Origin of the sequence: Allobosea sp. Tri-44, assembly GCF_004123845.1 — a bacterium.
Taxonomy (GTDB): Bacteria; Pseudomonadota; Alphaproteobacteria; order Rhizobiales; family Beijerinckiaceae; genus Allobosea.
Window position 1 is genome coordinate 856,387 of sequence record NZ_NBDP01000003.1, and the last position, 25,395, is coordinate 881,781.

The following is a 25,395-nucleotide window of genomic DNA, read 5'->3' on the forward strand; positions in this document are numbered from 1 at the left end:
ACAACAACAAAAAGGAGACCTCGCATGGACTGGCGGGGCTGGGCAGAGATCGTCTTCACGATCGCAGTGACGGTGGCCGTAGGCTGGCCGCTCGGCATCTACATGGCGCGTGTCTGGGCGGGTGAGCGCACACCGCTCGACCTGGTGCTGAAGCCGGTCGAGGCCGGCTTCTACGCTGCGCTCGGCATCGACCGGAACAAGGGGCAGAACTGGCTCGGCTATGCCGGGGCCGTGCTCGCCTTTAGCGCGGCCGGTTTCGTGCTGCTCTATGCCCTCCTGCGCTTGCAGGGCCAGCTGCCGCTGAACCCGCAGGGCTTCGACGGCCTGTCGCCGCATCTCGCCTTCAACACCGCCGTCAGCTTCGTCACCAACACGAACTGGCAGTCCTATGGCGGCGAGACGACGATGAGCAATCTCAGCCAGATGCTGGGCCTGACGGTGCAGAACTTCGTCTCGGCCGGCGCGGGCCTCGCCGTGGCTGCCGCCGTGGCGCGTGCCTTCGCCGCTGATCGCGGCGAAACGCTCGGCAATTTCTGGGTCGATCTGACCCGCAGCACCCTTTACGTGCTGCTGCCGCTGTCGATCGTTACCGCGCTTGCGCTCGTCGCTGCCGGCGTGCCGCAGAGCCTGCTCGCCAACGTCACGGCCAAGACGCTGGAAGGTGCCGACCAGATCATCGCCCTCTTCCCGGTCGCCAGCCAGGAGGCGATCAAGCAGTGGGGCACGAATGGCGGTGGCCTGTTCAACGTCAACTCGGCGCACCCGCTTGAGAATCCGACGCCGCTGACCAATCTGATCGAGGTCGTCTCGCTGAACGCGCTCGCCTTCGGCACCGTCATCGCCTTCGGGCGTGTCGCCGGCGCCCGCAAGGAGGCGCGCGCTTTGCTGGCGGCGATGGTGATTCTGGTCGGCCTCGGCGCCGCCGCGATCTACTCCTCCGAGACGTTGACGCCGCAGCCCGCCATGGTCGCGGCCGGCATCACCGACGCGCCCGCCAACATGGAAGGCAAGGAGGTGCGCTTCGGCGCTGCCGCCTCGTCGATCTGGGCGGCACAGACCACCGGCGCCTCGAACGGCTCGGTCAACGCCATGCACGGCTCGTTCATGCCGCTCGGCGGCGGCGTCGCGATGTTCCTGATGCAGCTCGGCGAAATCCTGCCCGGCGGCGTCGGCTCCGGCCTTTACGGCATGGTGGTGATGGCGTTGCTCGCGGTCTTCGTCGCCGGGCTGATGGTCGGTCGCACGCCGGAATATCTCGGCAAGAAGGTCGAGAGCCGCGAGATCAAGTTCGCCATGCTGGCGGTGCTGATCCTGCCGCTCGCCATCCTCGGTTTCTCGGCGATCGCTGCGGTGCTGCCGGTCGCGCTCGAGGGCTTGCTGAACAACGGCGCGCGCGGGCTCACCGAGATCCTCTACGCCTATTCTTCGGCGGCGGGGAACAACGGCTCGGCCTTCGCCGGCCTGACCGCCAACGCGCCCTGGTGGAACACGACGCTCGGCATCGCCATGCTGCTCGGCCGCTTCGCCTACATGATCCCGGTGATCGCCCTGGCGGGAGCCATCGCCGCCAAGCCGAAGCTGAAGCCGACTGCCGGCACGCTGCCGAGCGACTCACCACTCTTCGTCGGCCTGCTCATCGGCATCATCCTGATCCTGGGTGGCCTGCAATTCTTCCCCGCGCTCGCGCTCGGGCCAATCGTCGAGCACTTCCAGGTGCTTGCGGCTGCTCGCTGAGCCGACAAAGGAACTTCCCAAATGAGTGTCTCACTCGCCAAATCCAGCGCCTTCAACCAGGCCATCGTCCTGGCGGCGTTGAAAAGTGCCTTCGGTAAACTCGACCCGCGCAAACTGACCGGGAACCCGGTGATCCTCGCGACCGAGGTGGTGGCTGCGCTCGCCACCGTCTCTGCCGTTGTCGCGATCGCCAATAGCCAGCCCGCGGCCTTCCCGATCCAGATCGCGGTCTGGCTCTGGCTCACCGTGGTCTTCGCCAACTTCGCCGAGGCGATCGCCGAAGGGCGCGGCAAGGCGGCAGCGGATTCGCTGCGCGCCACCCGCGTCACCACCAAGGCCAAGCTGATCATCGATGCCTCGCGCAATGCGATGATCCCGACGCCGGCTCACGAACTCGCGCCTGACGACATCGTCCTGGTCGAGGCCGGTGACGTCATCCCTGCCGATGGCGAGATCATCGAGGGCGTCGCCTCGGTCAACGAGGCCGCGATCACCGGCGAATCCGCCCCGGTGATCCGCGAGAGCGGTGGCGATCGTTCCGCCGTCACCGGCGGCACCACGGTCGTCTCCGACTGGCTCAAGATCAGGGTTACCTCGCGGCCGGGCTCGTCCTTCCTCGATCGGATGATCGCGATGGTCGAGGGCGCCGACCGGCGCAAGACGCCGAACGAGCTGGCGCTCGCCGTGCTGCTCGCCGGCCTGACCCTGGTCTTCCTGATCGCGGTCGTCACCCTGACCGGGCTCGGCGCCTTCTCGGGCGTGTCGCTCGACCCGATGGTGCTGGGCGCGCTCTTCATCACGCTGATCCCGACCACGATCGGCGGCCTGCTCAGCGCCGTCGGCATCGCCGGCATGGACCGGCTTCTGAAAGTGAATGTACTGGCGACCTCAGGCAGGGCCGTCGAGGCTGCCGGCGACGTCGACACGCTGCTGCTCGACAAGACCGGCACGATCACCTTCGGCAACCGCATGGCGGTCGAGGTGATCCCGGTTCCCGGTGTGCGTCCGGATGCGGCGCTGCGTGCGGCGCTGATGGCCTCGCTCGCCGACGAGACCCCGGAAGGCCGCTCGATCGTCGAGCTCGCCCGCAACCAGGGTATCACCGCCGAGATTCCGGCCGGGGCGACCGCGATCCCGTTCAGCGCCACCACCCGTCAGTCGGGCCTCGACCTCGACGGCAAATCCTGGCGCAAGGGCGCGGTCGATGCCGTGATCAGGACGCTCGACCTTGCCGACAGCCAGGTGCCCGCGGAACTGCGCCAGGCAGTCGACGGCATCGCACGCTCAGGCGGCACGCCGCTCGCCGTCAGCGAGAACGGGGCTCTGGTCGGCGTGATTCATCTCAAGGACGTGGTCAAGCCGGGCGTGAAGGAGCGCTTCGCCGACCTTCGCCGCATGGGCGTGCGCACCGTTATGATCACGGGCGACAACCCCGTCACCGCGGCGGCGATCGCCTCGGAGGCCGGCGTTGACGATTTCCTCGCCGAGGCGACGCCGGAGGACAAGCTGCGGATCATCCGCACCGAGCAGGCCAAGGGCCGCCTCGTCGCCATGTGCGGCGACGGCGCCAACGACGCCCCTGCTCTTGCCCAGGCCGATGTCGGCGTCGCCATGCAGACCGGCGCGCAGGCTGCGCGCGAGGCCGGCAACATGGTCGACCTCGACAGCGACCCGACCAAGGTCCTGGAGATCGTCGAGGTCGGCAAGCAATTGCTGATCACCCGTGGCGCTCTCACCACCTTCTCGATCGCCAACGACGTCGCGAAGTACTTCGCCATCATCCCGGCGCTCTTCGTCGTCTCGCTGCCGGCGCTCGGTGCGCTCAACATCATGGGCCTGTCGAGCCCGCAGAGCGCGATCCTCTCGGCGGTGATCTTCAATGCGTTGGTCATCGTCGCGCTGATCCCGCTGGCGCTGCGCGGCGTGCGCTACCGGGCGATCGGCGCGGCCAAGCTGCTCTCGCGCAACCTGACCCTCTACGGCATCGGCGGGCTGATCGCGCCCTTCGTCGGCATCAAGCTGATCGATCTCATCGTCTCGGCCCTCGGGCTCGCCTGAAGGCTTGAACAGGACACATGTCATGATCGCCAATCTTCGCCCCGCCATCGTCTCGATGGCCCTCTTCAGCCTCCTGCTCGGCCTCGCCTATCCGCTCGGCGTCACCGGGCTGGCGCAGGCCTTGTTCCCGGCCCAGGCTGGCGGCTCGCTGATCCGCAATGCCTCCGGCGAGATCGTCGGCTCGCGCTGGATTGGGCAGAACTTCAAGGACGAAGCCTATCTGCGCCCCCGCCCCTCGGCTGCCGGCAAGGACGGCTATGATGCCGCCGGCTCCTCCGGCTCCAATCTCGGGCCGCTGAACGAGGATCTCGCTGCCCGCATCAAGACCGATGCCGAGGCGCTGCGCGCCGAGAGCCCGGCGCCGATTCCGGTCGACGCCGTCACCACCTCCGGCTCGGGGCTCGATCCGCATGTCTCGCCGGCCAATGCGGCGCGGCAGGTGGCTCGCATCGCCGCGGCCCGCAAGGTCGCGGCGACGGAAGTTCTGGCTGTGATCGCGGCCAACACCGAGGGCTCGACCTTCGGACTGCTCGGTGAGCCGCGCGTCAATGTGCTCGCCGTCAATTTGGCACTCGACGCGCGCTGGCCGCGCGCTCAACGTTAGGATCGATGGCGAGCGACGAATCCCAGTTCCGCGAGGCAGGGCGGCCCGACCCCGACGCCCTGCTTGCTTCAGCCGGCCCCGGCAAGCGCGGCCGGCTGAAGATATTTCTCGGCATGGCACCGGGCGTCGGCAAGACCTACGAGATGCTGACCCAGGCGCAGCGCGCCCAGGAGGAGCACGGTGAGGTGCTCGTCGGCGTCGTCGAGACACATGGCCGCCAAGAGACGGAAGCTCTGCTCGACGGGCTCGAGGTGATGGCGCGCCGGCCGCTCGAGCATCGCGGCCGGCTGATGATGGAGTTCGACCTCGACGCGGCGCTCGCGTTGAAGCCGAAGCTGTTGCTGGTCGACGAGTACGCCCATTCCAACGCGCCGGGCAGCCGCCATCCGAAGCGCTGGCAGGATGTCGCGGAATTGCTCCATTCCGGCATCGACATCTGGACGACGCTGAACGTCCAGCACCTGGAAAGCCTGGTCGACGTCGTCTGGAAGATCACCGGCGTGCGCCAGCGCGAGACCGTGCCGGACAGTGCGCTCAGCCGCGCCGACGAGATCGAACTGATCGACATCACGCCGACCGAGCTGCGTCAGCGCATGGAGGAAGGCAAGGTCTACGTTCCCGAGACCGCCCGGCTCGCCGCCGGCAATTTCTTCAAGCCGGAGAACCTGACGGCGCTGCGCGAGCTTGCCCTGCGCCGCGCCGCCCAGACGGTCGACGACCAGCTCAGCCAGGCGATGAAGCGCGCCGGCGTCGAGGGGCCCTGGGCGGCGGGTGAGCGCATCCTGGTCCTGATCGGTCCCGATGCGATGGCCGGCTCCCTGATCCGGGCCGGGCGGCGTCTCTCCGACATGATGATGGATGCGCCCTGGACGGTCGCCCATGTCGAGCGGCCGAACCGGGCGGACGCCGATTCCGCCCGAGGCGCGCATCTGGCGGAAGCGTTGAAGCTGGCCGAGCAACTGGGCGGCGCCAGTGTCGTGCTGAATGGCGACGATCTCGTCGGCGCCGTCCTCGACTATGCCCGTCGGAACAATGTCACCCAGATCGTCGTCGGCAAGTCGCATCGCAAGGGCTGGCGCGCCTGGTTCCGCCCCTCTCTCGCCCCCGAGCTGCTGAAGGCGCAGAACGGCGCCGCCCTGCACATCATCACCGAGGTTACGAGCGGGCCGGTTCAGCAGGTCGTCGCGAGCGCGCCGCGTGCCCGTTTCAGCTGGTTCGCCCATCTCGGCGCCGTCGGCATGGTCGCGGTCGCGATCGGCCTGGCGGCGCTGATCGACAAGCGGGTCGAGAACGTCAACCTGGCCATGCTGTTCATGGTCAGCGTGCTCGGCGCCGGTCTCATCTTCGGGCTCTGGCCGGCGGTGACGGCGGCTGCGCTCGCCGCCTTCGCCTACAACTTCTTCTTTCTCGAGCCGCGCCTCTCCTTCTGGATCGGCCACCCGGCCGATGTGCTGACCTTTCTCGTCTTCTTCGCGGTGGCGCTGACGACGGGCGGCCTGACCGGACGCATCCGCGACCAGGCCCGGGCGACGGCGCGGCGGGCTTCGGCAATCACCGCCCTGCTCGCTGCCAGCCGCCGGCTCTCGGCAGCGGCGCGCCGCGAGGATGTCGCGGCGATCCTGGCCGAGCAGGTCTCGGCCGCGACCTCCGGCAAGATCGTCGTGCTGTTGCCGATCGATGGCGAGATCGCCCCGAGCGCCGGTGCGCCCGAGCTCGAAGCGCTCTCGACCGCCGACATGACCGCGGCCCGCTGGACTTGGAACCGCGGCGAGCCGGCCGGCGCCGGCACCGGTACCTTGCCGAACGCGGCCTGGACCTTCCGGCCGCTGCAGGGCGTGCGGGCCCGGTCTGGCGTCGTCGGCTTCGAGCCCAAGGCACTGGCGACGGCAGAGAACGAGCGTTTCGCACTCGCTTTGCTCGACCAGGGCGCGATCGCGATCGAGCGGGCGGAGCTGGCCGCCGCTGCCGTCGACGCCGAGGCCCTGCGCCGAAGTGACCGCCTACGCTCGGCCCTGCTCAACTCGGTCAGCCACGATCTGCGCACGCCGCTCGCCACCGTGCTCGGCTCGGCGACGACGCTGATCGACTATGGCGACGGCATGAGACCAACCGTGCGCGACGACCTCCTGCTCTCGATCCGCGAGGAGGCCGAGCGGCTCAACCGCTATGTCGGCGACCTGCTCGACATGACCCGGCTCGAAGGCGGGGCGCTGGTGGCGCGGCGCGACTGGATCGATGTCCGCGACGTGATCGCGGCGGCGCTCTCCCGTGTGTCACGTCGACTCGGTCAGCGCCGGGTCCAGCGCGACTTTCCGGCGGAACTCTCCCTGGTCCGGGCCGATCCGGGTCTGCTCGAACAGGTGCTGGTCAACATCCTCGAAAACGCCATCGCCTATAGCGAGGATGGCGCCCTGATCGAAGCGGCGGCCTATGAGGATCGCGGCAATGTCGTGATCTCGATCGAGGACGAGGGCCGCGGCATCCCGACAGCCGAACTGGAGCGCGTCTTCGAGAAGTTCCGGCGGCTGGAGGAATCGATCGATCGCGGCGGCGAGCGTGGCAAGGGCGCGGGCCTCGGCCTCGCCATCGCCAAGGGCTTTGTCGAGGCCATGGGCGGGCGCATCGCCGCTGCCAGCCCGATCCAAGACCGCCCGGACGGCAGCAAGGGCGGCACCCGCATCCTGATCAGCCTGCGCAAGGACGCCGCAGGCGGAGAGAGCAAGCTATGACCGCCTTTCGCCCCCGCATCCTCGTCATCGACGACGAGCCGCAGATCCACCGTTTCCTCGGCCCGGCGCTCGATGCCGCCGGCTACGAGCCGATCCGCGCCGACGACGCCACCAGCGGCCTGCGCGAGATCGCCCGCAAGCCGCCGGACGCCGTCGTCCTGGATCTCGGCCTGCCGGACATGGACGGCAAGGAGGCCCTCGCCAAGGCGCGCGCCTTCTATGACGGCCCGGTGATCATCCTCTCGGCCCGCGACCGCGAGACCGAGAAGATCGACGCGCTCGACGCCGGTGCCGACGACTATGTCGAAAAGCCCTTCGGCGTCGGCGAATTGCTGGCGCGCCTGCGCGTCGCGCTGCGCCATCGTCTCGAGCGCCAGGGTTCCGAACCTGCCCTCCTGGTTGGCGATGTCGAGATCGACCTGGTCAACCGCCGGATCAGCAAGGGCGGCACGGCCGTGAAGCTTTCGCCCAAGGAATACGACCTGCTCGCCTGCCTTGCCGGCGGGAATGGCCGGGTTCTGACCCACAGACAGATCCTCACCGCCGTCTGGGGCCCGGCGCATGAGCACGACGTGCAGTACCTTCGCGTCTTCGTCGGCCAGCTCCGGCAGAAGCTCGAGGACGATCCGGCCGAGCCGAAACTGATCGAGACCGAGCCCGGCGTCGGCTATCGGTTGGGTGGATTGGTCTGAGACCCGTCAAGCAGGGCGCTCCTTGCCGCGATCCTGCGAAGCCCCTACGGTCCGCGCAGTCGTCGGTGAGCGAGGATGGCGATGGGCAACTGGCGGTTGGACTGGTGGTTTTTCTCGGCGCGGCCAGCCCGGCTGCGGCCGAATGGAAGCCGAGCATCTTCGACGGCGAAAGCAAGCGGGCGATCCAGGGCTGCTCTGCGACCATGACCGACGATGCCTGGTCTTGCGCCTTCATCCGCTGCGAGGCGGACAAGCGGCTCGGGCTCTATCTCGATATCCCCGGCGTGCTTTCGGAAGGACCGATCACGCTTGCGATCGACGGCTGCGATTTCCGGCTTGCGCTGCAGTCGACAGGAGGACCTTTCGGCGATGCCTATCGCGTCGCCGGCGCAGAAGCCGACATGTTCGCAGCCTTCCCCACCGGCCGTTCGCTTCGCATCCGGCAGGAAGGCATCAAGAAGGGCTATGACGCGATCCCGCTCGCCGGCATCGGCCCGGCGCTGCGCAGGCTGAGCCAATTCTGTGGGGCGCGCTGACGGTTCCGCCGGAGAAAATGCTTCCCCGGATTTGAGCAGCCGAACAGCCGCGAAGAGAGATTTCCTCTTTTCGAACGGGAATAAGAAAAATCACACTACCTGACGTGAATTGATGCTTTGAGGCCTCTGCCTTATGTAAAGCGTTCGGAATAGCGAACGTAGCGAGCATCATTCATGGCTGCCGCCAAGCGCCCTGCCCTGCCGGTGATCCTGCTGGCCAACGACCTGCTCGACGGCGATGTCGTTTTCGCGGCCGGCGATGCCAATGGCCTGCATTGGTCGCGCGATCCCGGTGCGGCGCTGGTCGGCGACGACGATGCGACCGCCGATCGGCTCGATGCGTTCGCCGCCGCCGAACTCGGCAACCAGCATGTCGTCGATGCCTATCTGGTCGACGTCGCAATCGAGGACGGCGTGCCGGTGCCGCGCCATTACCGCGAACGGATGAAGACGACCGGGCCCAGCATCCGGCGTGACCTCGGCAAGCAGGCCGAGCTGCCACTTGCCCAAGCATTCCTGAGAGCCTGACGCATGTATCGCTACGATGAATTCGACGAGCGTTTCGTCCGAGAGCGAGTCGCGCAGTTCCGCGACCAGGTCGGCCGTCGGCTGAACGGGTCGCTGACCGAGGACGAGTTCAAGCCGCTGCGCCTGAAGAACGGCGTCTATCTGCAGCTGCATGCCTATATGCTGCGGATCGCGGTCCCCTACGGCACGCTGTCGTCGAAGCAGATGCGCCAGCTCGCGCTGATCGGCGAGCGTTACGATCGCGGCTACGGCCATTTCACCACGCGCACCAATCTCCAGTTCAACTGGCCGAAGCTGCGCGACATCCCGGACATTCTCGATCTGCTCGCCGATGTCGAGATGCATGCGATCCAGACCTCGGGCAATTGCATCCGCAACGTCACCGCCGACCATTTCGCTGGTGTCGCACAGGACGAGGTCGAGGATCCGCGCCCGACCGCCGAATTGATCCGGCAATGGTCGAGCCTGCATCCCGAGTTCGACTACCTGCCGCGCAAGTTCAAGATCGCGGTGACCGGTGCCGCGCATGACCGCGCCGTGATCAAGGCGCACGATATCGGCCTGCGCATCCTGCGCCATCCCGACACGCACCAGATCGGCTACGAGGTCATCGTCGGCGGCGGTCTCGGCCGTACCCCGATGATCGGCAAGGTCGTCCGCGAGTTCCTGCCCAAGGCCGACCTGCTCGCCTATCTCGAGGCGATCATGCGGGTCTACAATCTCGAAGGCCGACGCGACAACAAGTACAAGGCCAGGGTCAAGATCCTCGTCCACGAGATCGGCACCGAGGAGTTCTCTCGCCGCGTCGAGGAGGAGTTCGCCCGGCTCGACGGCCCTTCCGTCAATGCCGACCCGGCCGAGGTCGCGCGTATCGCCGCCTATTTCGCGCCGCCGGCCTATGAGGCGCTGCCGGCGACCAGCGGCGCCTTCGAGGCGGCGAAGGCCGGTAATCCCGATTTCGCGCGCTGGGTCGAGACCAATGTCACGCCGCACCGCCAGCCGGGCTATGCCGCGCTGACGATCTCGCTGAAGCCGATCGGCGCGCCTCCCGGCGACGCCACCAGCGAGCAGATGCGCGTCGTCGCCGATCTGGCGGATGAATTCTCGCTGTCTGAGATCCGCGTCACCCACGCCCAGAACCTCGTCCTGCCGCAGGTGAAGCTGTCGGACCTGTTCGCCGTCTGGCAGCGCCTCGGCGAGGCCGAGCTCGCGACGGCGAATGCCGGGCTGATCACCGACATCATCGCCTGCCCCGGCCTCGACTATTGCGCGCTGGCGACGGCCCGCTCGATCCCGATTGCGCAGGCGCTGGCGCAGCGCTTCGCCGACCCCGTCCGGCAGAAGGAGATCGGCGAGCTCAACATCAAGATCTCCGGCTGCATCAATGCCTGCGGCCATCACCATGTCGGCCATATCGGCATTCTCGGACTCGAGAAGCGCGGCATCGAATCCTACCAGATCACGCTTGGCGGCGACGCGACCGAGAACGCGGCGATCGGCGAGATTCTCGGCCCCGGTCTGGCGGCCGAGGACGTGCCGGATGCGATCGAGCGTATCGTTTCGGTCTACCTGGCCCAGCGCCAGCAGGGCGAGAGCTTCATCGACAATGTCCGCCGGATCGGGCTTGCGCCCTTCAAGGCGGCTTTCCAGGAGGTCAGCCATGCCGTTGCTTGATCGTCACGGCGCCAAGACCGAGACCTGGACGCGCAGCGAAGGCGCTGCGATCGACAATCTCTCGCATGCGCTCGTCACCTGGGAGGTGCTTCCGGAGGCGCTGGCGCAGAAGACGCGCGACCAGCGCATCGGCGTCGTCATCCCCAACACCGTCCGCATTCCCGAGCTGAAGCTGATGATGCGGCAGCTCTCGCTGATCGCGATCAGCTTCCCCTCCTTCGGCGACGGGCGCGGTTTCAGCCTGGCGCGGCTGATCCGCAACCACGGCTTCACCGGCACGCTGCGCGCCAGCGGCCCGCTGATCGTCGATCAGTTCGCCTATACGCTGGCCTGCGGCTTCGACGAGGTCGAATTGCCCGAGGCGAGCGCCGCGCGCCAACCAGTCGAGCAATGGACCCGGGCGCTCGGCCAGATCAGCCATGGCTATCAGCGCGGCTATGGCGACAGCGGCAACATCCTCGACCGGCGCCGCTCGGCCCGGCTGAAACATGCTGCGGCGAGCTGAGACGATGCACGGTTCGGCCCAACCCAGCCTGCGGCGGCCGGCCGACCGCCATAGCGACGATGAATGGGAGGAGGCCATGCTGAACGACGCCCTGAACCATTCCGCTCCCGGCCCGCGCGAGCGCTGGTTCGATCTTTGCTTCCGGCTTATCATCCTGGTGCTTGCCGGTCTGTGGTTGTTCATGCCACCTGCGGGCGACACCCGGACGCAACCCGATGTGAAGGCCGCAGCGACGCAAAGATGAGCGCAAGACGCCCGGAGACAATCGCCCCGCGCCGGATTGAACGGCTCGCGACCCTGCCGCTCTTCCACAAGCTGGAGGGGCGCAAGGTCGTGCTCGCGGGCGCGAGCGAGGGCGCGCTCTGGAAGGCCGAATTGCTCGCGGCGGCAGGCAGCAATCTGCTGATCCTTGCGGACCACAACCCTGAGATTTTCGCTGGCCTTGCGGCCGATCCGCCGGCCGGTTCGGTGACGGTGTTGCCGCGTGCCTGGCAGGCTGATGATCTCGATGGAGCCGCGCTCGCCATCGCCGACATCGATTCCCTCGACGAAGCCAAGGCCTTCGCCGCCGCCGCCCGGCAGTCCGGCGTGCCGGTCAATGTCGTCGACAAGCCCGAATTCTGCGATTTCGCCTTCGGTTCGCTGGTTAACCGCTCGCCGCTCGTGGTTGCAATCTCGACCGATGGTGCCGCCCCCGTCTTCGGCCAGGCGATCCGGGCCAAGATCGAGGCGCTGTTGCCGGCGGGCCTCAAGGCCTGGGCGCAGGCGGCGCATGACTGGCGCCCGCTGGTCAAGGCGCGCGAACTTTCCTTCCCGCTGCGCCGCGATTTCTGGGAGCGCTTCACCAGCCGCGCCCTCGCCGAGCCGCAGCGCCGGCCCGACGAGAGTGACCGGGACAGCCTTTCCGCCGCGCTCGAAGAGATCGAGCGGACCGGCGCTTCGCATGGCCGTGTCACGCTGGTCGGCGCCGGGCCGGGCGATCCGGAGCTGCTGACGCTGAAGGCGGTCCGGGTGCTGCAGAGCGCTGACATCATCCTCTACGACGACCTGGTCTCGGCCGGTGTGCTTGAGCTCGCGCGGCGAGAGGCCAAGCGCATGCTGGTCGGCAAGCAGGGCTATGGTCTGGCGGTCAAGCAGGACGACATCAACGCGATGCTCGTTTCGCTCGCCGGCCAGGGCAAGCATGTCGTGCGGCTCAAGGGTGGCGATCCCGGTATCTTCGGACGCGCCGGCGAGGAGATCGAGGCTTGTCATCGCGCCGGCATCCCGGTCGCGATCGTGCCTGGCATTTCGGCGGCGCAGGGCGCGGCGGCCTCGCTCGGCCTGTCGCTGACCCATCGCGATCATGCCCGCCGGCTGCAATTCGTCACCGGCCATGCCCGTGACGGCAAGCTGCCACAGGATCTCGACTGGAAAGCCCTCGCCGATCCGGCCGCGACCACGGCGCTCTACATGGCGCGCGCTACCCTGCCGCTGTTCCGCGAGAAGGCGCTCGCCGCCGGGCTCGATCCGGCGACGCCGGCGATCGCCGTTCTCGGCGCGACAACGCCGGCGGAGACGCGGATCGCCACCTCGATCGCGGAACTGCCGGAGCGGCTTGGAGAGCTTCCGAGCAAGGGGCCGGTCCTGGTCCTGATCGGCCATGCGATGGGTGCCGCCTTGCCGGCTGCCGCCAGCGGAAAATTGGCGCAAGGCTGAGCCGAACCAAAACACCGGAGATGCGTTTTCTCTCTGGCGTGAAAAGTTTGGAAGAGCTCTACTGCCGCCACCAGTTGAGCGATGACCGCCAATTCAGTACGTTCTGTTTGTTTTTCAGAACAGTTTTGAACCGTTTCAACGGTTTCCGGACCTGTTCAGCACGGAGCACTGAGATGACGCGACAGAGACTTCACCGCCTGCTGCAGGCTGGCCTGACGCTCGGAGCCTTCGCACTATGCTTCGGCGTTATCACTGGTGCCCGCGCCCAGACCGAACTGCTCAACGTCTCCTATGATCCGACCCGCGAGCTCTATCGCGAGATCAATGCGGCCTTCATCGCCGACTGGAACGGCAAGAACGCCAAGAAGATCAGCACGATTCGGCAGTCGCATGGCGGCTCGGGCGCGCAGGCCCGCACCGTTATCGACGGGCTCAACGCCGATGTGCTGACGCTGGCGCTCGCCGGTGACATCGATGCGGTCGCCGAGCGCTCGAGGAAGCTGCCGCTCGACTGGCAGAAGCGCCTGCCGCAGAACTCCTCGCCCTACACCTCGACCATCGTCTTCCTGGTCCGCAAGGGTAATCCAAAGGCGATCAAGGACTGGGGCGACCTGGTGAAGCCCGGTGTCCAGATCATCACGCCGAATCCGAAGACCTCGGGCGGCGCGCGCTGGAACTACCTCGCCGCCTGGGCCTATGCGCAGAAGGCCTTCAACAAGGACGAGGCGAAGGTCCGCGACTATATCGGCAAGCTGCTTTCCAATGTTCCGGTGCTCGACACCGGCGCGCGCGGCGCCACCACGACCTTTACCCAGCGCGGTATCGGCGACGTCTTCCTGTCCTGGGAGAACGAAGCCTTCCTCGCGCTGAAGGAGTTCGGCGAGGACAAATTCGACATCGTCGTGCCCTCGCTCTCGATCCTGGCCGAGCCGCCGGTCACGGTGGTCGATGGCAATGTCGACGCCAAGGGCACCCGCGCCGAGGCGCAGGCCTATTTGGAGTTCCTCTACACCCCGAAGGGCCAGGCGATCATCGCCAAGCACTATTACCGGCCGCGTAATCCGGAAGCCGCCGATCCGAAGGACATCGCCCGCTTCCCGAAGGTCGAACTCGTCACCATCGATGAGAGCTTTGGCGGCTGGGCCAAGGCGCAGCCCGCCCATTTCGGTGATGGCGGCACCTTCGACCAGCTCTACAAGCCGGCACGCTGAGCGATGACGGCGACGGTCTTCCGCTGGCGCGAGCCCAGCATCCTGCCGGGCTTCGGCCTGGCGCTGGGCCTCACGGTGACGGCGCTGTCGCTGATCGTGCTCATTCCCCTCGCCGCCTTGTTCCTCAAGGCGGCGAGCGCCGGTCCGGCCGACATCTGGGCGGTGGCAACTTCGCCGCGCACCCTGGCGGCGTTGAAACTCTCCTTTGGGGGCGCGTTCTTCGCGGCGGCAGTCAACGCGGTCTTCGGGCTGATCCTCGCGTGGGTCCTCGTGCGCTACGAGTTTCCGGGCAAGCGCCTGATCGATGCCGCGGTCGACCTGCCTTTCGCCTTGCCCACTGCGGTTGCCGGCATCTCGCTGGCGGCGATCTATGCGCCCAATGGCTGGGTTGGTGCCCTGCTCGCCCCCTATGACATCAAGGTCGCCTATACGCCGCTCGGGGTGATGGTGGCGCTGATCTTCATCGGCCTGCCCTTCGTCGTGCGCACCATCCAACCGGTGCTGGAAGAGCTGCCGGCCGATATCGAGGAGGCTGCCGCCCTGCTCGGAGCCAGCCGCTGGCGCACTGTCTTCAGCGTGCTGCTGCCGCCGGTGTTGCCGGCGCTGCTGACCGGTTTCGTGCTGGCCTTCGCAAGGGCGGTCGGCGAGTACGGCTCGGTGATCTTCATCGCCGGCAACGTGCCGATGGTCTCGGAAATCGCCCCGCTACTGATTGTGATCCGCCTGGAGCAGTTCGACTATGCCGGCGCGGCCGTGGTCGCGACGATCATGCTGCTGCTTTCGTTTGCGCTGATCCTCCTGGTCAATCTGATCCAGGCCCGTGCCCGCCGGAGGTTCGGCGATGTCTGACGCCAGCCTGCCCTATCAGATCGAGGACCTCGCTCCTGCCCGCGCGGCGCGCCGTGTCTCGGGCGAATCCCGCATCGTCCAGTTCGTGCTGGTCGCCGTCTCGCTCGGCTTCCTCTGCCTGTTCCTGTTCCTGCCGCTGATTTCGGTTTTCGTCGAGGCCGGAGCACGTGGCTGGCATGCCTATCGCGAAGCCATCCTCGAGCCCGACGCGCTGGCGGCGATCCGGTTGACTCTGTTCATCGCGGCGATCGCGGTACCGTTCAACGTCATCTTCGGACTGGCGGCAGCCTGGGCGATCGCCAAGTTCGAGTTCCGGGGCAAGAGCCTCCTGATCAGCTTCATCGACCTGCCCTTCTCGGTCTCGCCGGTGATCTCGGGCTTGGTCTTCGTGCTGCTCTTCGGCGCGCAGGGTTATTTCGGCCCCTGGCTCGCGGCGCATGACCTCAGGATCATCTTCGCCGTGCCGGGTATCCTGCTGGCGACGATCTTCGTCACCTTCCCCTTCGTCGCGCGCGAGCTGATCCCGCACATGCAGTCGCTCGGGTCGGCCGACGAGGAGGCGGCGCTGACGCTCGGCGCCTCGGGCTGGCGCACCTTCCTGACCGTGACCCTGCCGAACGTGAAATGGAGCCTGTTCTACGGCGTCCTGCTCTGCAACGCCCGCGCCATGGGCGAGTTCGGCGCGGTTGCCGTTGTCTCGGGCAAGATCCGCGGCCTGACCAACACCATGCCGCTGCATGTCGAGATTCTCTACAACGAGTATATGGGCGCCGCCGCCTTTGCCGTTGCCTCGCTGCTGGCAGGCCTCGCCCTCGTCACGCTCGTCCTGAAAACCGTGCTGGAATGGCGCTTTGCGGATTCAATCGCCGCCAGCCGCCGCCATTGAGTGGAAGAGCCCATGTCGGTCGCCGTCACCATCGAAAGCGTCGAGAAACGCTTCCAGAACTTCCCCGCCTTGCGCGGCGTCTCGCTCGACATTCAGCCGGGCGAGCTCGTCGCCCTGCTCGGCCCCTCCGGATCGGGCAAGACGACCTTGCTGCGCGTCATCGCCGGCTTGGAGCAGGCCGAGCGCGGCCGCGTGCTCTTCGGCGAGACCGATACACGCGATCTCTCGCTCCGTGAGCGCCGGATCGGCTTCGTCTTCCAGCATTATGCGCTGTTCAAGACGATGAGCGTCGCCGAGAACATCGCCTTCGGCCTGAAATCGCGGCCGCGCGCCGAACGGCCGAGCCCCGCGGAAATCAAGAAGCGCGTCTCCGATCTCCTGGAGCTCATCCAGCTGCCGGGGCTTGAGAAGCGCTATCCGAGCCAGCTTTCCGGCGGCCAGCGCCAGCGTATCGCGCTCGCCCGGGCGCTGGCGATCGAGCCGCGCGTGCTGCTGCTCGACGAGCCCTTCGGCGCGCTCGATGCCAAGGTCCGCAAGGACCTGCGCGCCTGGCTACGCCAATTGCATCAGCGCACCGGCCACACCACCGTCTTCGTCACCCACGACCAGGAGGAGGCGCTGGAGCTGGCCGACCGGGTCGCGATCCTGCACGATGGCCGGCTCGAGCAGGTCGGCTCGCCCGACGACGTCTACGACCATCCGGCGACGCCCTTCATCTGCCAGTTCCTCGGCGACGCCAATCATCTGCCGGTCAAGGTCGTCGGCAGCCAGGCCTTCTTCCAGGACCGGCCGGTGCTCGGCGGCCTGCGCCAGAATCTGGGCGGGCCGGCCTCGCTCTATGTCCGGCCGCAGCATTTGCGCATCGTCGACGATGCGCCGCTCGCCCTCCCCGGCGTGGTCGAGCATTTGCGCCGCAACGGGCCCTTGCGCCGTGCCGAGGTCGCCGTCGAAGGGCTGCCGAAGCGGCTCGATGTCGACCTCGCCAGCCAGGTCGCGCCGGCGATCGGCGAGCGCATCCGGCTGCGCATCACGCATGGCAACCTGTTTGCTGCGGCCTAGCGCGCATTCCGCTCGGCCGTCCCGGCCGAGCGATGAGAATTCGCGCCAGCTCAATATGTTGGCGCATGTTCTTATCGCAAAAGTGGTTCCCACTTTTGCGGAACATGCGACGAGGTCACCCTCGCCTTTCGGGTCTCGCGCGGGTTATGCCTGTCGCCCGACACGTTCTGACGACAGGAGACAGCCATGAAGGCGCGGGCGAAATGGGTCGAGGGCATGGCCTTCATGGGCGAGGCCGGCAGCGGCCATGCCGTGATGATGGACGGTGCGCCTGAATATGGCGGCCGCAATATCGGCACCCGGCCGATGGAGATGCTGCTGATCGGGCTCGCCGGCTGCACCGGTTTCGACGTGGTGCAGATCCTGAAGAAGGGCCGCGAATCCGTCACGGGCTGCGAAGTCGAGGTCGAGGCCGAGCGGGCGAGCGAAGATCCCAAGGTCTTTACCAGGATTCACATTGCCTATCGTGTCAGCGGCCGCGGCCTGTCGCAGGCCAAGGCCGAACGCGCCGTCACATTGTCGAAGGAAAAATACTGTTCCGCTTCGATCATGCTGGGGGCGACCGCCGAGATGACCACTTCGCTCGTTGTCATCGACGAACTGCAACAGGAGGCCGCGGAATGACGGATATCCCGACTTCGGGGCTGGTATCTCCCAAAGCCCTGGCCGAAGCGCTGGGCTCGCCAGGTCTCGTCATCATCGACATTCGCGCCGCCGCCGAGGGCGGGCGCCAGGCCTTCGAGGCCGGCCACATCCCCGGCGCAGTGCACAGCGATTACGCCGCCGATGGTTGGCGCGCCAAGGTCGGCAATGCGCCCGGCATGCTGCCGCCGCTCGACCATCTCGCCGAGCTTACGGGACGGCTCGGCATCACACCGCCGAGCAAGGTCGTGATCGTGCCGGCCGGGCTCACCGCCAGCGACCTCGCCGCCGCTACCCGTGTCTACTGGACGCTGAAACTGATCGGCCATGGACAGCAGGCCATCCTCGACGGTGGCTTCAAGGGCTGGCAAACTCAGCCGGGGCTTCCGATTGAGACCGGGCCGGCCAAGCCCACGCAAGCATCGCCCTATCCTGTCGTGGTGCAGCAGGAGCTGCGCAGCACTGCCGATGCGACCCTGGTGGCGTCGCGCAGCAAGCTGGCGACGCTCGTCGATGCCCGCTCTGCCAGCTATTATGAAGGCAAGGAAAAAGCGGCGGAGGCGGCACGCCCCGGGCACATCCCCGGTGCCGTCTCGCGCGACTACGCCGCAGCCTTCGACCCGGCGACCGGGCGCTTCAAGCCATTTGGCGATCTTACTGCCTTGTTCGGCTCGGTGCCGACGGGACCTGCCGTGTCCTATTGCAACACCGGCCACACCGCCTCGCTGAACTGGTTCGTCATGTCGGAGCTGCTCGGCCGTGACGAGGTCTCGCTCTATGACGGCTCAATGACCGACTGGACGCAGGATCCGGAGCGGCCGGTCGCGAGCGGGGGCGCCTGAGCGCCCCCGGTTCTAGGACAGCGCGCACTATCGGCTGGTCGAGACCGCGCGGTTACCCTGGCGGTCGACATGGACGCCGACGCGGGTGCCGTCGGCCTGGGTGGTCCAGGTCGAGGTGATGCCGGTCTGCGAATTATAGGTCGTGCGGCTGCGGGCGCCCGGTTGGTCCGCGCGCTGTCCGGCCGGCCGGAAGCCGGTGCGGACGACGCCATCCGGCGTCACCGTGGTGACGAAACGGTCGCCGCTGGCGAGTCCAACGGAGCGGACGCGCGTGCCGTCTGGCAGAACAGTTTCGGCCGAGGCTACGCCGACCTGATGCGGCCTGGCGCCGCCTCCGCCGCCAGGGCGCGCATTGCCGACTCGGCCCGGATGGGCATAGCTGGCGGCAGGCTGTTGGCCGAGCCGCGGCTGATTGTGGAAGACTGCCCAGCGATCATCGCCGCCGCCTCCCCCTCCACCGCCACCACCGCCGCCTTCGCTGGCGGAAGCGGATGCCAGAGGAGTCGCGCACAGGCAGAGCGCCAGCAATGTCGAGCGCGAGGTGAACGAAATCGTAGCCATAGCCGGCCTCCTGATCGGGGTTGCGCGGCGGCTCTTGCCACTGCGCTTGGGCGTTAGGCTTCTTCCGGCGCGGCCACTCAGGCAGATATCGCCGGGAGGATGATTTGGATTTGTCGCGATTTCAGCGCTTTTCGCGCGATAGCCGGGAATTTCGAATTGCCGTGCGGTAGCGGATATTGAGCCGCGGCCTCGGCAGGGCCGCCCTGAAGGGCTGCGCATTTGCAAATTCGTCCAAAAAGGATCAAAGGAAGCGCCAACGCGCCGGCCCTGCCGCGCTATTCCTCTCTCCGTTTTTGAGTTCCGCTGCCGATGAATGCCGTCGCGCCGAAAATCTCGTTCGTCTCGCTCGGGTGCCCCAAGGCACTCGTCGATTCCGAACGCATCATCACCTCGCTGCGCTCGGAGGGCTATGAGCTCAGCAAGAGCCATGCGGGCGCCGACGTCGTCATCGTCAACACCTGCGGCTTCCTCGACAGCGCCAAGCAGGAATCGCTGGAGGCGATCGGCTCGGCCATGGCCGAGAACGGCAAGGTCATCGTCACCGGCTGCATGGGCGCCGAGCCCGAGCAGATCCGCGACGCCTTCCCGAACCTGCTCGCGATCACCGGCCCGCAGGCTTATGAGAGCGTCGTCTCGGCGGTGCACCAGGCCGTGCCGCCCAAGCACGACCCTTTCCTCGACCTCGTCCCGGACCAGGGCATCAAGCTGACGCCGCGGCACTACGCATATCTAAAGATCTCAGAAGGCTGCAATAATCGCTGCAGCTTCTGCATCATCCCGAAATTGCGCGGCGACCTGGTCTCGCGGCCTATCGGCGAGGTGCTCCGCGAGGCCGAGAAGCTGGTCAAGGCCGGCGTCAAGGAATTGCTGGTGATTTCGCAGGACACCAGCGCCTATGGGCTCGACATCAAATACGCGCCGTCGATGTGGAAGGATCGCGAGGTCCGTACCCGCTTCTTCGAACTGGCGCGCGAGCTCGGCCAGATGGGCGTCTGGGTCCGGATGCACTATGTCTACCCGTATCCGCATGTCGACGAGGTCATCCCGCTGATGGCGGAGGGCAATGTGCTGCCCTATCTCGACATTCCGTTCCAGCACGCCTCGCCGGCCGTATTGAAGGCGATGCGTCGGCCGGCCCACCACGAGAAGACGCTGGAGCGGATCAGGAAGTGGCGCGAGATCTGCCCCGACCTCGCCATCCGCTCGACCTTCATCGTCGGCTTCCCCGGCGAGACCGAGGACGATGTCGACTTCCTGCTCGGCTGGCTTAAGGAAGCGAAGCTGGAGCGCGTCGGCTGCTTCAAATACGAGCCGGTCAAGGGCGCGACGGCCAATGATCTCGGCCTGCCGCCGGTCGCGGAGGACGAGAAGGAGGCACGCTGGCATCGCTTCATGAAGACGCAGGCCGAGGTCTCGGCGCGGATCGTCAAGGGCCGCGTCGGCAAGCGCATCCCGGTGATCATCGACGAGGCCGGGCCGACCGTCGCCAAGGGCCGCTCGAAATGGGACGCGCCGGAGATCGACGGCAATGTCTATGTGTCGAGCCGCCGACCGCTCCGGCCGGGCGATATCGTCACGGTGAAGATCGAGCGTGCCGACGCCTACGACCTGCACGGCATCGCGGTCTGAGCCAATTTCGGTTCAGGCGGTGCCGGCATGCGACGGATCGGCTTCGACGAGGCGGATTGAGCGCGGGCAGACATTGCGCTTGGGTTCGACAGGGCGTGTCAGGCGGGGACGCTCCATCCGGACGACGGGAGCGGTGATCGCTGATCCCGACTGCGACATCTCCCACTCCGCCTTGGCAGCAAACTGCGCCGCGCCGACACTGAGGACGGTCAGGCAGGAGAGGCAAAGACCGGCGTGGCGCAGATGACGTTTCATGACGCGGGATCCGGAAGGGGTGTTGCCTCCTCCTTGACCGTTCCAGAACGGATTTCGCGTTTCGATTTCGGAATTTTCGCTTTTCTGCAGAAAGCGCAGCCCGTCAGACGGTGGCGTGGCGGGCCCGGCCCAGTCGCCCGAGCCACCAGCCGAAGCGTTGCGCTGCCATGGCGATGGCCAATGCGTAGCCGAGCAGAGCCAGTATCCAGCCGGCTGCCTGCAAGCTGAGCGCGCCGAGCACCAGCGCCGAGCGCCCAAGCAGCTTGAGGACCGCGCGTGCTGTCGACGGCTTGGCCGCCGCGAGCTTCGCCGCCCTGCCGACGTCCCCGGCATCCTCGGCGATGGCGAGCACCTGACGCAGACCGCGCTGACCGGTACGGGCATAGAGCGCGCCCGCATCCTGGCCGAGTGCGGTGAAGCGGGCCAGCGCAGCCGGCCGGACGATGCCGCCTGCGGCCGCTTTCGCTGCCGCAAGGTCCAGGCGTGCTGCCGCGCCGAGGCTCGCCGTCAGGGCCGGCCGGTCGACCGCGCCCGTTGCCATGCGGCCAAGGTTCGCGGTGAGTGCCGGCGAGAGCAGTTTCGCCTTGCTCGCCGCCTTGACGGCGCTGAGGCCGCCGCGGGCAGGAAGGCCACCGCCGAGGCTGATCCAGGTTGCGGCGCTGATCGCAAGACCGACCGCGGCGAGCGCCATCACCGTCTCATCCACCTGTTCGCCGCCAGCAAGCTTGCGCCCCTCGCGGGCAAGGTCGCGCAGATCACCGAAGCCGCTGATGTCGCCGACCATTGCGCCGGCGAAGGCGGCATCGCTCTCGCGATCACCTGCGATGAAGCCGTGCCCGAAATCGGAAACGGCCCGCGTCAGCGCAGTCTCGCGCAAAACTGCGATCCGCGCGAGCGGCTCGGGCGCGATGGCGATCCCGCGTTCGGCTGCGAGCGCGACGAAGTTTTCGGCGAGATCGAGATCGCCGGCTGCAACCGCCCGATCGATCTCGTGGGTGAGGCGATCCGCCGTGGCGACACCGTCAAGGCGCAGCCGCGACAATTCTGCCGGATCGTCCGCGGCGCGATGCAGTCGCCAGTGGTGAAGCGCCGGCGGGACGACCGTTATCCCCGCCGACACCAGAGCGACGATCAGGACCGGCGCGACAGCGAGCCTGGCGATGTGCAATCGAATCCCCGAAACGATAACGGCCCGGCCAGATGGCCGGACCGATCTTCCGCTTACCGCTGGATTCAGGCGGAAATTGCGCCGCCGTCTAAGGCACGATCACGGTCGAGCCCGTGGTGCCGCGCCCTTCCAGCGCCCGGTGCGCCTCGGCAGCGTCCTTCAGCGCGAAGCGGGCGTTGATCGCGACGCTGACCTTGCCGGAGCCGACGGCCTCGAACAGGTTCTTCGCCATCGCGACCAGAGTCTCGCGCTTGGCCGTGTGCGTGTTCATCGTCGGGCGGGTGACATAGAGCGAGCCCTTCGCCGAGAGGATGCCGAGATTGAAGGCCTCTACCGCGCCCGAGGCGTTTCCGAAGCTCGCCAGCAGGCCGAAAGGCTTCAGCGAATCGAGCGAGGCCATGAAGGTGTCCTTGCCGACGCCGTCATAGACGACGTCGCAGCGCTGGCCGCCGGTGATCTCCTTGACGCGCGCCGGAACGTCCTCGTCGCGATAGAGGATGACGTGGTCGGCCTTGTTCGCCTTGGCGAGCTCGGCCTTTTCCTTGCTGCCGACGGTTCCGATCACGGTCGCGCCCAGCGCCTTGCCCCATTGGCAGAGGATCGAGCCGGTGCCGCCGGCCGCGGCATGGACGAGGATCGTGTCACCCGGCTTCACCGGATAGGTGCGGTGAAGCAGGTATTCGGCCGTCAGCCCCTTCAGCAGCATGCTGGCGGCGGCCTCGTAGGAGACATTCTCGGGCAAGGCGACCACGGCCGAGGCCGGAACGATGCGCTCCTCGGCATAGGCGCCATGGGATGCGACGACGGCGATGCGATCGCCCGGTTTGAACTCGGTGACATCTGGGCCGACGGCAAGCACGTCTCCGGCCGATTCATTGCCGAGCGTGAACGGCAGCGGCGCCGGATAGAGCCCGGTGCGGAAATAGGTGTCGATGAAGTTCAGCCCGATGGCGCGGTTGCGGATCAGGATCTCGCCCGGCCCCGGCACCGGGAGGCTGATCTCTTCCAGCTGCAGAACCTCGGGCCCACCGGTCTTGTGTACGCGGATAGCTTTCGCCATGACGATCTCCTGATGTTGCTGTGGCCGACGATAGGGACTTGCCATCCTTCGGCGCAACGGCCGCGCTGCATCCGGGACCGGCATTCAGCGCCAACCGTGCTGGCGAATTTGCATAGGCGCCACCATCCTGCGGCAAGCGCGCGCTCGCCAGTGACGCCGGCATCGGCTACCGAAAGTGCATGACGAACCAGCAGCATTGCGACATCGCCATCGTCGGAGCTGGAGCGGTCGGGCTCGCGGCAGCGCTCGCGCTGGCCTCTGCCGGACGCGACGTCGTGCTGTTTGGGCCAGCGGGCGCGCCGCGCGATGGCCGCACCGTCGCCCTGCTCGACGGCTCCTGGCGGCTGCTCGAAGCGCTCGGGCTGACAGGGGCGCTCGACGCGGTCGCTGCTCCGCTCGCGGTGATGCGGCTGGTCGACGACACCGGCAGCCTGTTCCGCCAGCCGCCGGTCGAGTTCAAGGCCGCCGAGCTCGGCCTGCCGGCCTTCGGCTGGAATGTCGAGAACGCGGTGCTGGTCGAGGCGATGGCGGCGAAGGCAGCAACGGAACCGCGCATCCGCATGATCCCGCAGGCCGTGACGGAGATCGTGGCGGGCGGCGACGTCGTCCGATTGGCCGGCGACGGGTTCACACCGGTCGAGGCGCGGCTGGTCGTCGGCGCCGATGGCCGCAAGTCGCGCGTCAGGGAGGCCGCCGGCATTGCAGCGCGCGACTGGAGCTATCCGCAGGTGGCGCTGACTGCGATCCTGAGTCATCGCCGCGAGCACCAGGACGCCTCGACCGAGTTCCACACCCGCTCCGGCCCGTGCACGCTGGTGCCGATGTCCGGCCGGCGCTCTTCGCTGGTCTGGCTGCTCGAGCCCGGCGAGGCCGAGCGCATTGCGGGACTCGACGATATCGCCTTCGCCCGTGCGGTCGAACGCCAGACCCATTCGATCCTTGGCGCGCTGACGCTCGCAGGCCCCCGCGGCCGCGTGCCGATGGGTGGCTTGTCGGTCGATCGTTTCGCCGCCGCGCGCATGGCGCTGATTGGCGAGGCCGCGCATGTCTTCCCGCCGATCGGGGCGCAGGGGCTCAATCTCGGCCTGCGCGACGTCGTGGCATTGCGCGATGCGGTTGGCGGCATTGAGGATCCCGGCGAGGAGACGACGCTCGCCGCTTACGACCGCTCGCGTCAGGCCGATGTCCGCTTGCGCACTGGCGCCGTCGATGCGCTCAACCGGACCTTGCTGACCGATCTGTTGCCAGCCGACCTGATGCGCGGCGCCGGCTTGCTCGCGCTATCGCGAATCGCGCCGCTGCGTCGCCTCGTCATGCGGCATGGCCTTGCCGGCGGCACCGCGGCGGGCTGAGGCTCAGATTTCGTAGTCGCCGATCGGCGGGCTTGCCCGCAGTGCCGGCGCGGCATTGCGGAAGACAGGCGCGAGCGGCAGCGGCGTCGAGACCATACGTCGCCCGCCCGGTTCCTCGACCTGCCGGTCGAGCAGACCGCGCGCCGTCAGCTGCGGATCGGCCAGTGCTTCGTCGAGTGTCCGGATCACAGTGCAACAGCAGTCGAGAGGCTCGATTGTCGCCCGCCAGTGTTCTGCCGGTCGCGATGCGATGATCTCGGTGACAGCCGCATGCGTCGCCGCCGGATCGCGCCGGTCGTCTCGCAGATGGTCGGCGAGGCCAATGCCCTCGCAGAAGCTCGCCCAGAACTTGTCCTCGAGCGCGCCGACGGCGAGGAACCAGCCATCGGCGGTCGCATAGAGGCCATAGCGCGGGCTGGCGCCGGTGAGCAGCCCCTCCCCGCCTGCTGGATAGCGGCCCGACGCCTGGCCCTGCGCCAGCGCATACCAGGAGAAGGCGAGCATCGCGTCGGTCATTGCGATGTCGAGATGGCAGCCCTGGCCGGAGCGGTCGCGCTCACGCAAGGCGAGCAGGATGTTGATGACCGCCGGCATCGCGCCGCCGGCAATGTCGGCGACCAGGGTTGGCGGCAGGGGCGCTGCCCTGCCATGCGCGAGCGACTGGCCGAGGAGGCCGCCGATCGCCTGGTAGTTGATGTCGTGGCCGGCCTCGAAGGCGCGCGGGCCCTCCTGGCCGTAGCCGCTGATCGAGCAGTAGACCAGCCGGGGATTGAGCGCCTTCAGCGCCTCATAGCCGAAGCCAAGACGGGCCATCACGCCGGGCCTGAACTGCTCGATGACGATGTCGGCCTGCTCGATCAATCGCGTCAGCCCCGTCAGCGCATCTGGCGCCTTGAGGTCGATAGCGAGGCTCTGCTTGCCTCGGTTGAGCGCGGCGAAGGGGGCGGAGGTCTCGCCGAAGCGCGGCGGGAAACGGCGCATGTCCTCACCCTCCGGCCGCTCGATCCGGATCACGCGCGCGCCCGCCTCGGCGAGGAAGAGGCTCGCCAGCGGGCCGGGCAACAGGGTCGAGAAATCGAGAACGAGGAGATCGGAGAGCGGCTGCATCGATAGGCCCGGAAAG

General features: G+C 67.5%; 24 protein-coding genes. 19 read left to right on the forward strand and 5 right to left on the reverse strand.

The genetic code is table 11. The annotated features are described in order from the left end of the window. Positions 1-24: 24 nt before the first annotated feature. The 17 genes from kdpA (at position 25) to B6S44_RS04205 (ending at position 18,247) form a co-directional block, all read left to right on the forward strand. Positions 25-1,734, forward strand: a complete 1,710-nt coding sequence (gene kdpA, locus B6S44_RS04130; RefSeq protein WP_129155450.1) for a potassium-transporting ATPase subunit KdpA — start codon at positions 25-27, stop codon at positions 1,732-1,734. A gap of 21 nt (positions 1,735-1,755) precedes the next feature. Next, complete coding sequence (gene kdpB / locus B6S44_RS04135; RefSeq protein ID WP_129155451.1) at positions 1,756-3,792, forward strand: potassium-transporting ATPase subunit KdpB; 2,037 nt, start codon at positions 1,756-1,758, stop codon at positions 3,790-3,792. Positions 3,793-3,814: 22 nt separating this feature from the next. Then, positions 3,815-4,396 carry a potassium-transporting ATPase subunit KdpC gene (kdpC, locus tag B6S44_RS04140; RefSeq protein WP_129155452.1) on the forward strand — a complete coding sequence of 194 codons (582 nt, stop codon included), beginning with the start codon at positions 3,815-3,817 and terminating at the stop codon, positions 4,394-4,396. A 5-nt stretch (positions 4,397-4,401) separates the two neighbouring features. Continuing rightward, positions 4,402-7,125 carry a sensor histidine kinase gene (locus B6S44_RS04145; protein ID WP_129155453.1) on the forward strand — a complete coding sequence of 908 codons (2,724 nt, stop codon included), beginning with the start codon at positions 4,402-4,404 and terminating at the stop codon, positions 7,123-7,125. Continuing rightward, complete coding sequence (locus B6S44_RS04150; RefSeq protein ID WP_129155454.1) at positions 7,122-7,817, forward strand: winged helix-turn-helix domain-containing protein; 696 nt, start codon at positions 7,122-7,124, stop codon at positions 7,815-7,817. Before B6S44_RS04145 ends, B6S44_RS04150 begins: the two co-directional genes overlap by 4 nt. A 65-nt stretch (positions 7,818-7,882) precedes the next feature. Beyond that, complete coding sequence (locus B6S44_RS04155) at positions 7,883-8,353, forward strand: hypothetical protein (protein WP_129155455.1); 471 nt, start codon at positions 7,883-7,885, stop codon at positions 8,351-8,353. A 174-nt stretch (positions 8,354-8,527) separates the two neighbouring features. Then, entirely contained in the window at positions 8,528-8,881 is a 354-nt protein-coding gene (locus B6S44_RS04160) for a DUF2849 domain-containing protein (protein WP_129155456.1), read from the forward strand. A 3-nt stretch (positions 8,882-8,884) separates the two neighbouring features. Further along, positions 8,885-10,555, forward strand: coding sequence for a nitrite/sulfite reductase (locus tag B6S44_RS04165; protein ID WP_129155457.1), 1,671 nt, complete (start codon positions 8,885-8,887; stop codon positions 10,553-10,555). After that, positions 10,542-11,060 carry a DUF934 domain-containing protein gene (locus B6S44_RS04170; protein ID WP_129155458.1) on the forward strand — a complete coding sequence of 173 codons (519 nt, stop codon included), beginning with the start codon at positions 10,542-10,544 and terminating at the stop codon, positions 11,058-11,060. The genes B6S44_RS04165 and B6S44_RS04170 overlap by 14 nt, the downstream gene beginning before the upstream one ends. 76 nt (positions 11,061-11,136) lie before the next feature. Continuing rightward, positions 11,137-11,304, forward strand: coding sequence for a hypothetical protein (locus B6S44_RS29250; protein ID WP_164985716.1), 168 nt, complete (start codon positions 11,137-11,139; stop codon positions 11,302-11,304). Beyond that, positions 11,301-12,758: a siroheme synthase CysG gene (cysG, locus tag B6S44_RS04175; RefSeq protein WP_129155459.1), complete on the forward strand. Its 1,458-nt coding sequence runs from the start codon at positions 11,301-11,303 to the stop codon at positions 12,756-12,758. The genes B6S44_RS29250 and cysG overlap by 4 nt, the downstream gene beginning before the upstream one ends. A gap of 173 nt (positions 12,759-12,931) precedes the next feature. Next, the gene (locus B6S44_RS04180) at positions 12,932-13,969 is read left to right on the forward strand and encodes a sulfate ABC transporter substrate-binding protein (protein WP_129155460.1); all 1,038 of its coding nucleotides are present in this window, start codon (positions 12,932-12,934) and stop codon (positions 13,967-13,969) included. A gap of 3 nt (positions 13,970-13,972) precedes the next feature. Continuing rightward, positions 13,973-14,818, forward strand: a complete 846-nt coding sequence (gene cysT / locus B6S44_RS04185) for a sulfate ABC transporter permease subunit CysT (RefSeq protein WP_129155461.1) — start codon at positions 13,973-13,975, stop codon at positions 14,816-14,818. Continuing rightward, positions 14,811-15,704, forward strand: a complete 894-nt coding sequence (cysW, locus tag B6S44_RS04190) for a sulfate ABC transporter permease subunit CysW (protein ID WP_129155462.1) — start codon at positions 14,811-14,813, stop codon at positions 15,702-15,704. Before cysT ends, cysW begins: the two co-directional genes overlap by 8 nt. A gap of 12 nt (positions 15,705-15,716) precedes the next feature. Then, positions 15,717-16,763 carry a sulfate/molybdate ABC transporter ATP-binding protein gene (locus tag B6S44_RS04195; RefSeq protein ID WP_129155463.1) on the forward strand — a complete coding sequence of 349 codons (1,047 nt, stop codon included), beginning with the start codon at positions 15,717-15,719 and terminating at the stop codon, positions 16,761-16,763. A 186-nt stretch (positions 16,764-16,949) separates the two neighbouring features. Next, entirely contained in the window at positions 16,950-17,387 is a 438-nt protein-coding gene (locus B6S44_RS04200) for an OsmC family protein (protein ID WP_129155464.1), read from the forward strand. Continuing rightward, a complete protein-coding gene (locus B6S44_RS04205) occupies positions 17,384-18,247 on the forward strand; it encodes a sulfurtransferase (RefSeq protein ID WP_129155465.1) in 864 nt (287 codons plus the stop codon). Before B6S44_RS04200 ends, B6S44_RS04205 begins: the two co-directional genes overlap by 4 nt. Positions 18,248-18,274: 27 nt before the next feature. Here the strand turns inward: B6S44_RS04205 and B6S44_RS04210 are convergent, their stop codons facing one another. Continuing rightward, positions 18,275-18,808, reverse strand: coding sequence for a hypothetical protein (locus B6S44_RS04210; RefSeq protein WP_129155466.1), 534 nt, complete (start codon positions 18,806-18,808; stop codon positions 18,275-18,277). A 309-nt stretch (positions 18,809-19,117) separates the two neighbouring features. Between B6S44_RS04210 and rimO the strand changes: the two genes are divergently transcribed. Next, positions 19,118-20,437: a 30S ribosomal protein S12 methylthiotransferase RimO gene (rimO, locus tag B6S44_RS04215; RefSeq protein ID WP_129155467.1), complete on the forward strand. Its 1,320-nt coding sequence runs from the start codon at positions 19,118-19,120 to the stop codon at positions 20,435-20,437. Between the two features lie 12 nt (positions 20,438-20,449). Here rimO and B6S44_RS04220 read toward each other — a convergent pair whose 3' ends face one another. The 3 genes from B6S44_RS04220 to B6S44_RS04230 form a co-directional block, all read right to left on the reverse strand. Then, positions 20,450-20,692: a hypothetical protein gene (locus tag B6S44_RS04220; protein WP_129155468.1), complete on the reverse strand. Its 243-nt coding sequence runs from the start codon at positions 20,690-20,692 to the stop codon at positions 20,450-20,452. A gap of 103 nt (positions 20,693-20,795) precedes the next feature. Next, a complete protein-coding gene (locus B6S44_RS04225; protein WP_129155469.1) occupies positions 20,796-21,860 on the reverse strand; it encodes a hypothetical protein in 1,065 nt (354 codons plus the stop codon). A gap of 88 nt (positions 21,861-21,948) precedes the next feature. Next, complete coding sequence (locus tag B6S44_RS04230) at positions 21,949-22,920, reverse strand: quinone oxidoreductase family protein (protein WP_129155470.1); 972 nt, start codon at positions 22,918-22,920, stop codon at positions 21,949-21,951. Between the two features lie 179 nt (positions 22,921-23,099). Here B6S44_RS04230 and B6S44_RS04235 point away from each other — a divergent pair, with 179 nt between their 5' ends. Beyond that, the gene (locus B6S44_RS04235) at positions 23,100-24,272 is read left to right on the forward strand and encodes a UbiH/UbiF family hydroxylase (protein ID WP_129155471.1); all 1,173 of its coding nucleotides are present in this window, start codon (positions 23,100-23,102) and stop codon (positions 24,270-24,272) included. Between the two features lie 3 nt (positions 24,273-24,275). On the opposite strand, the gene B6S44_RS04240 is transcribed toward B6S44_RS04235, so the two are convergent. Further along, positions 24,276-25,379: a CaiB/BaiF CoA transferase family protein gene (locus tag B6S44_RS04240; protein ID WP_129155472.1), complete on the reverse strand. Its 1,104-nt coding sequence runs from the start codon at positions 25,377-25,379 to the stop codon at positions 24,276-24,278. Between the last annotated feature and the right edge of the window lie 16 nt (positions 25,380-25,395).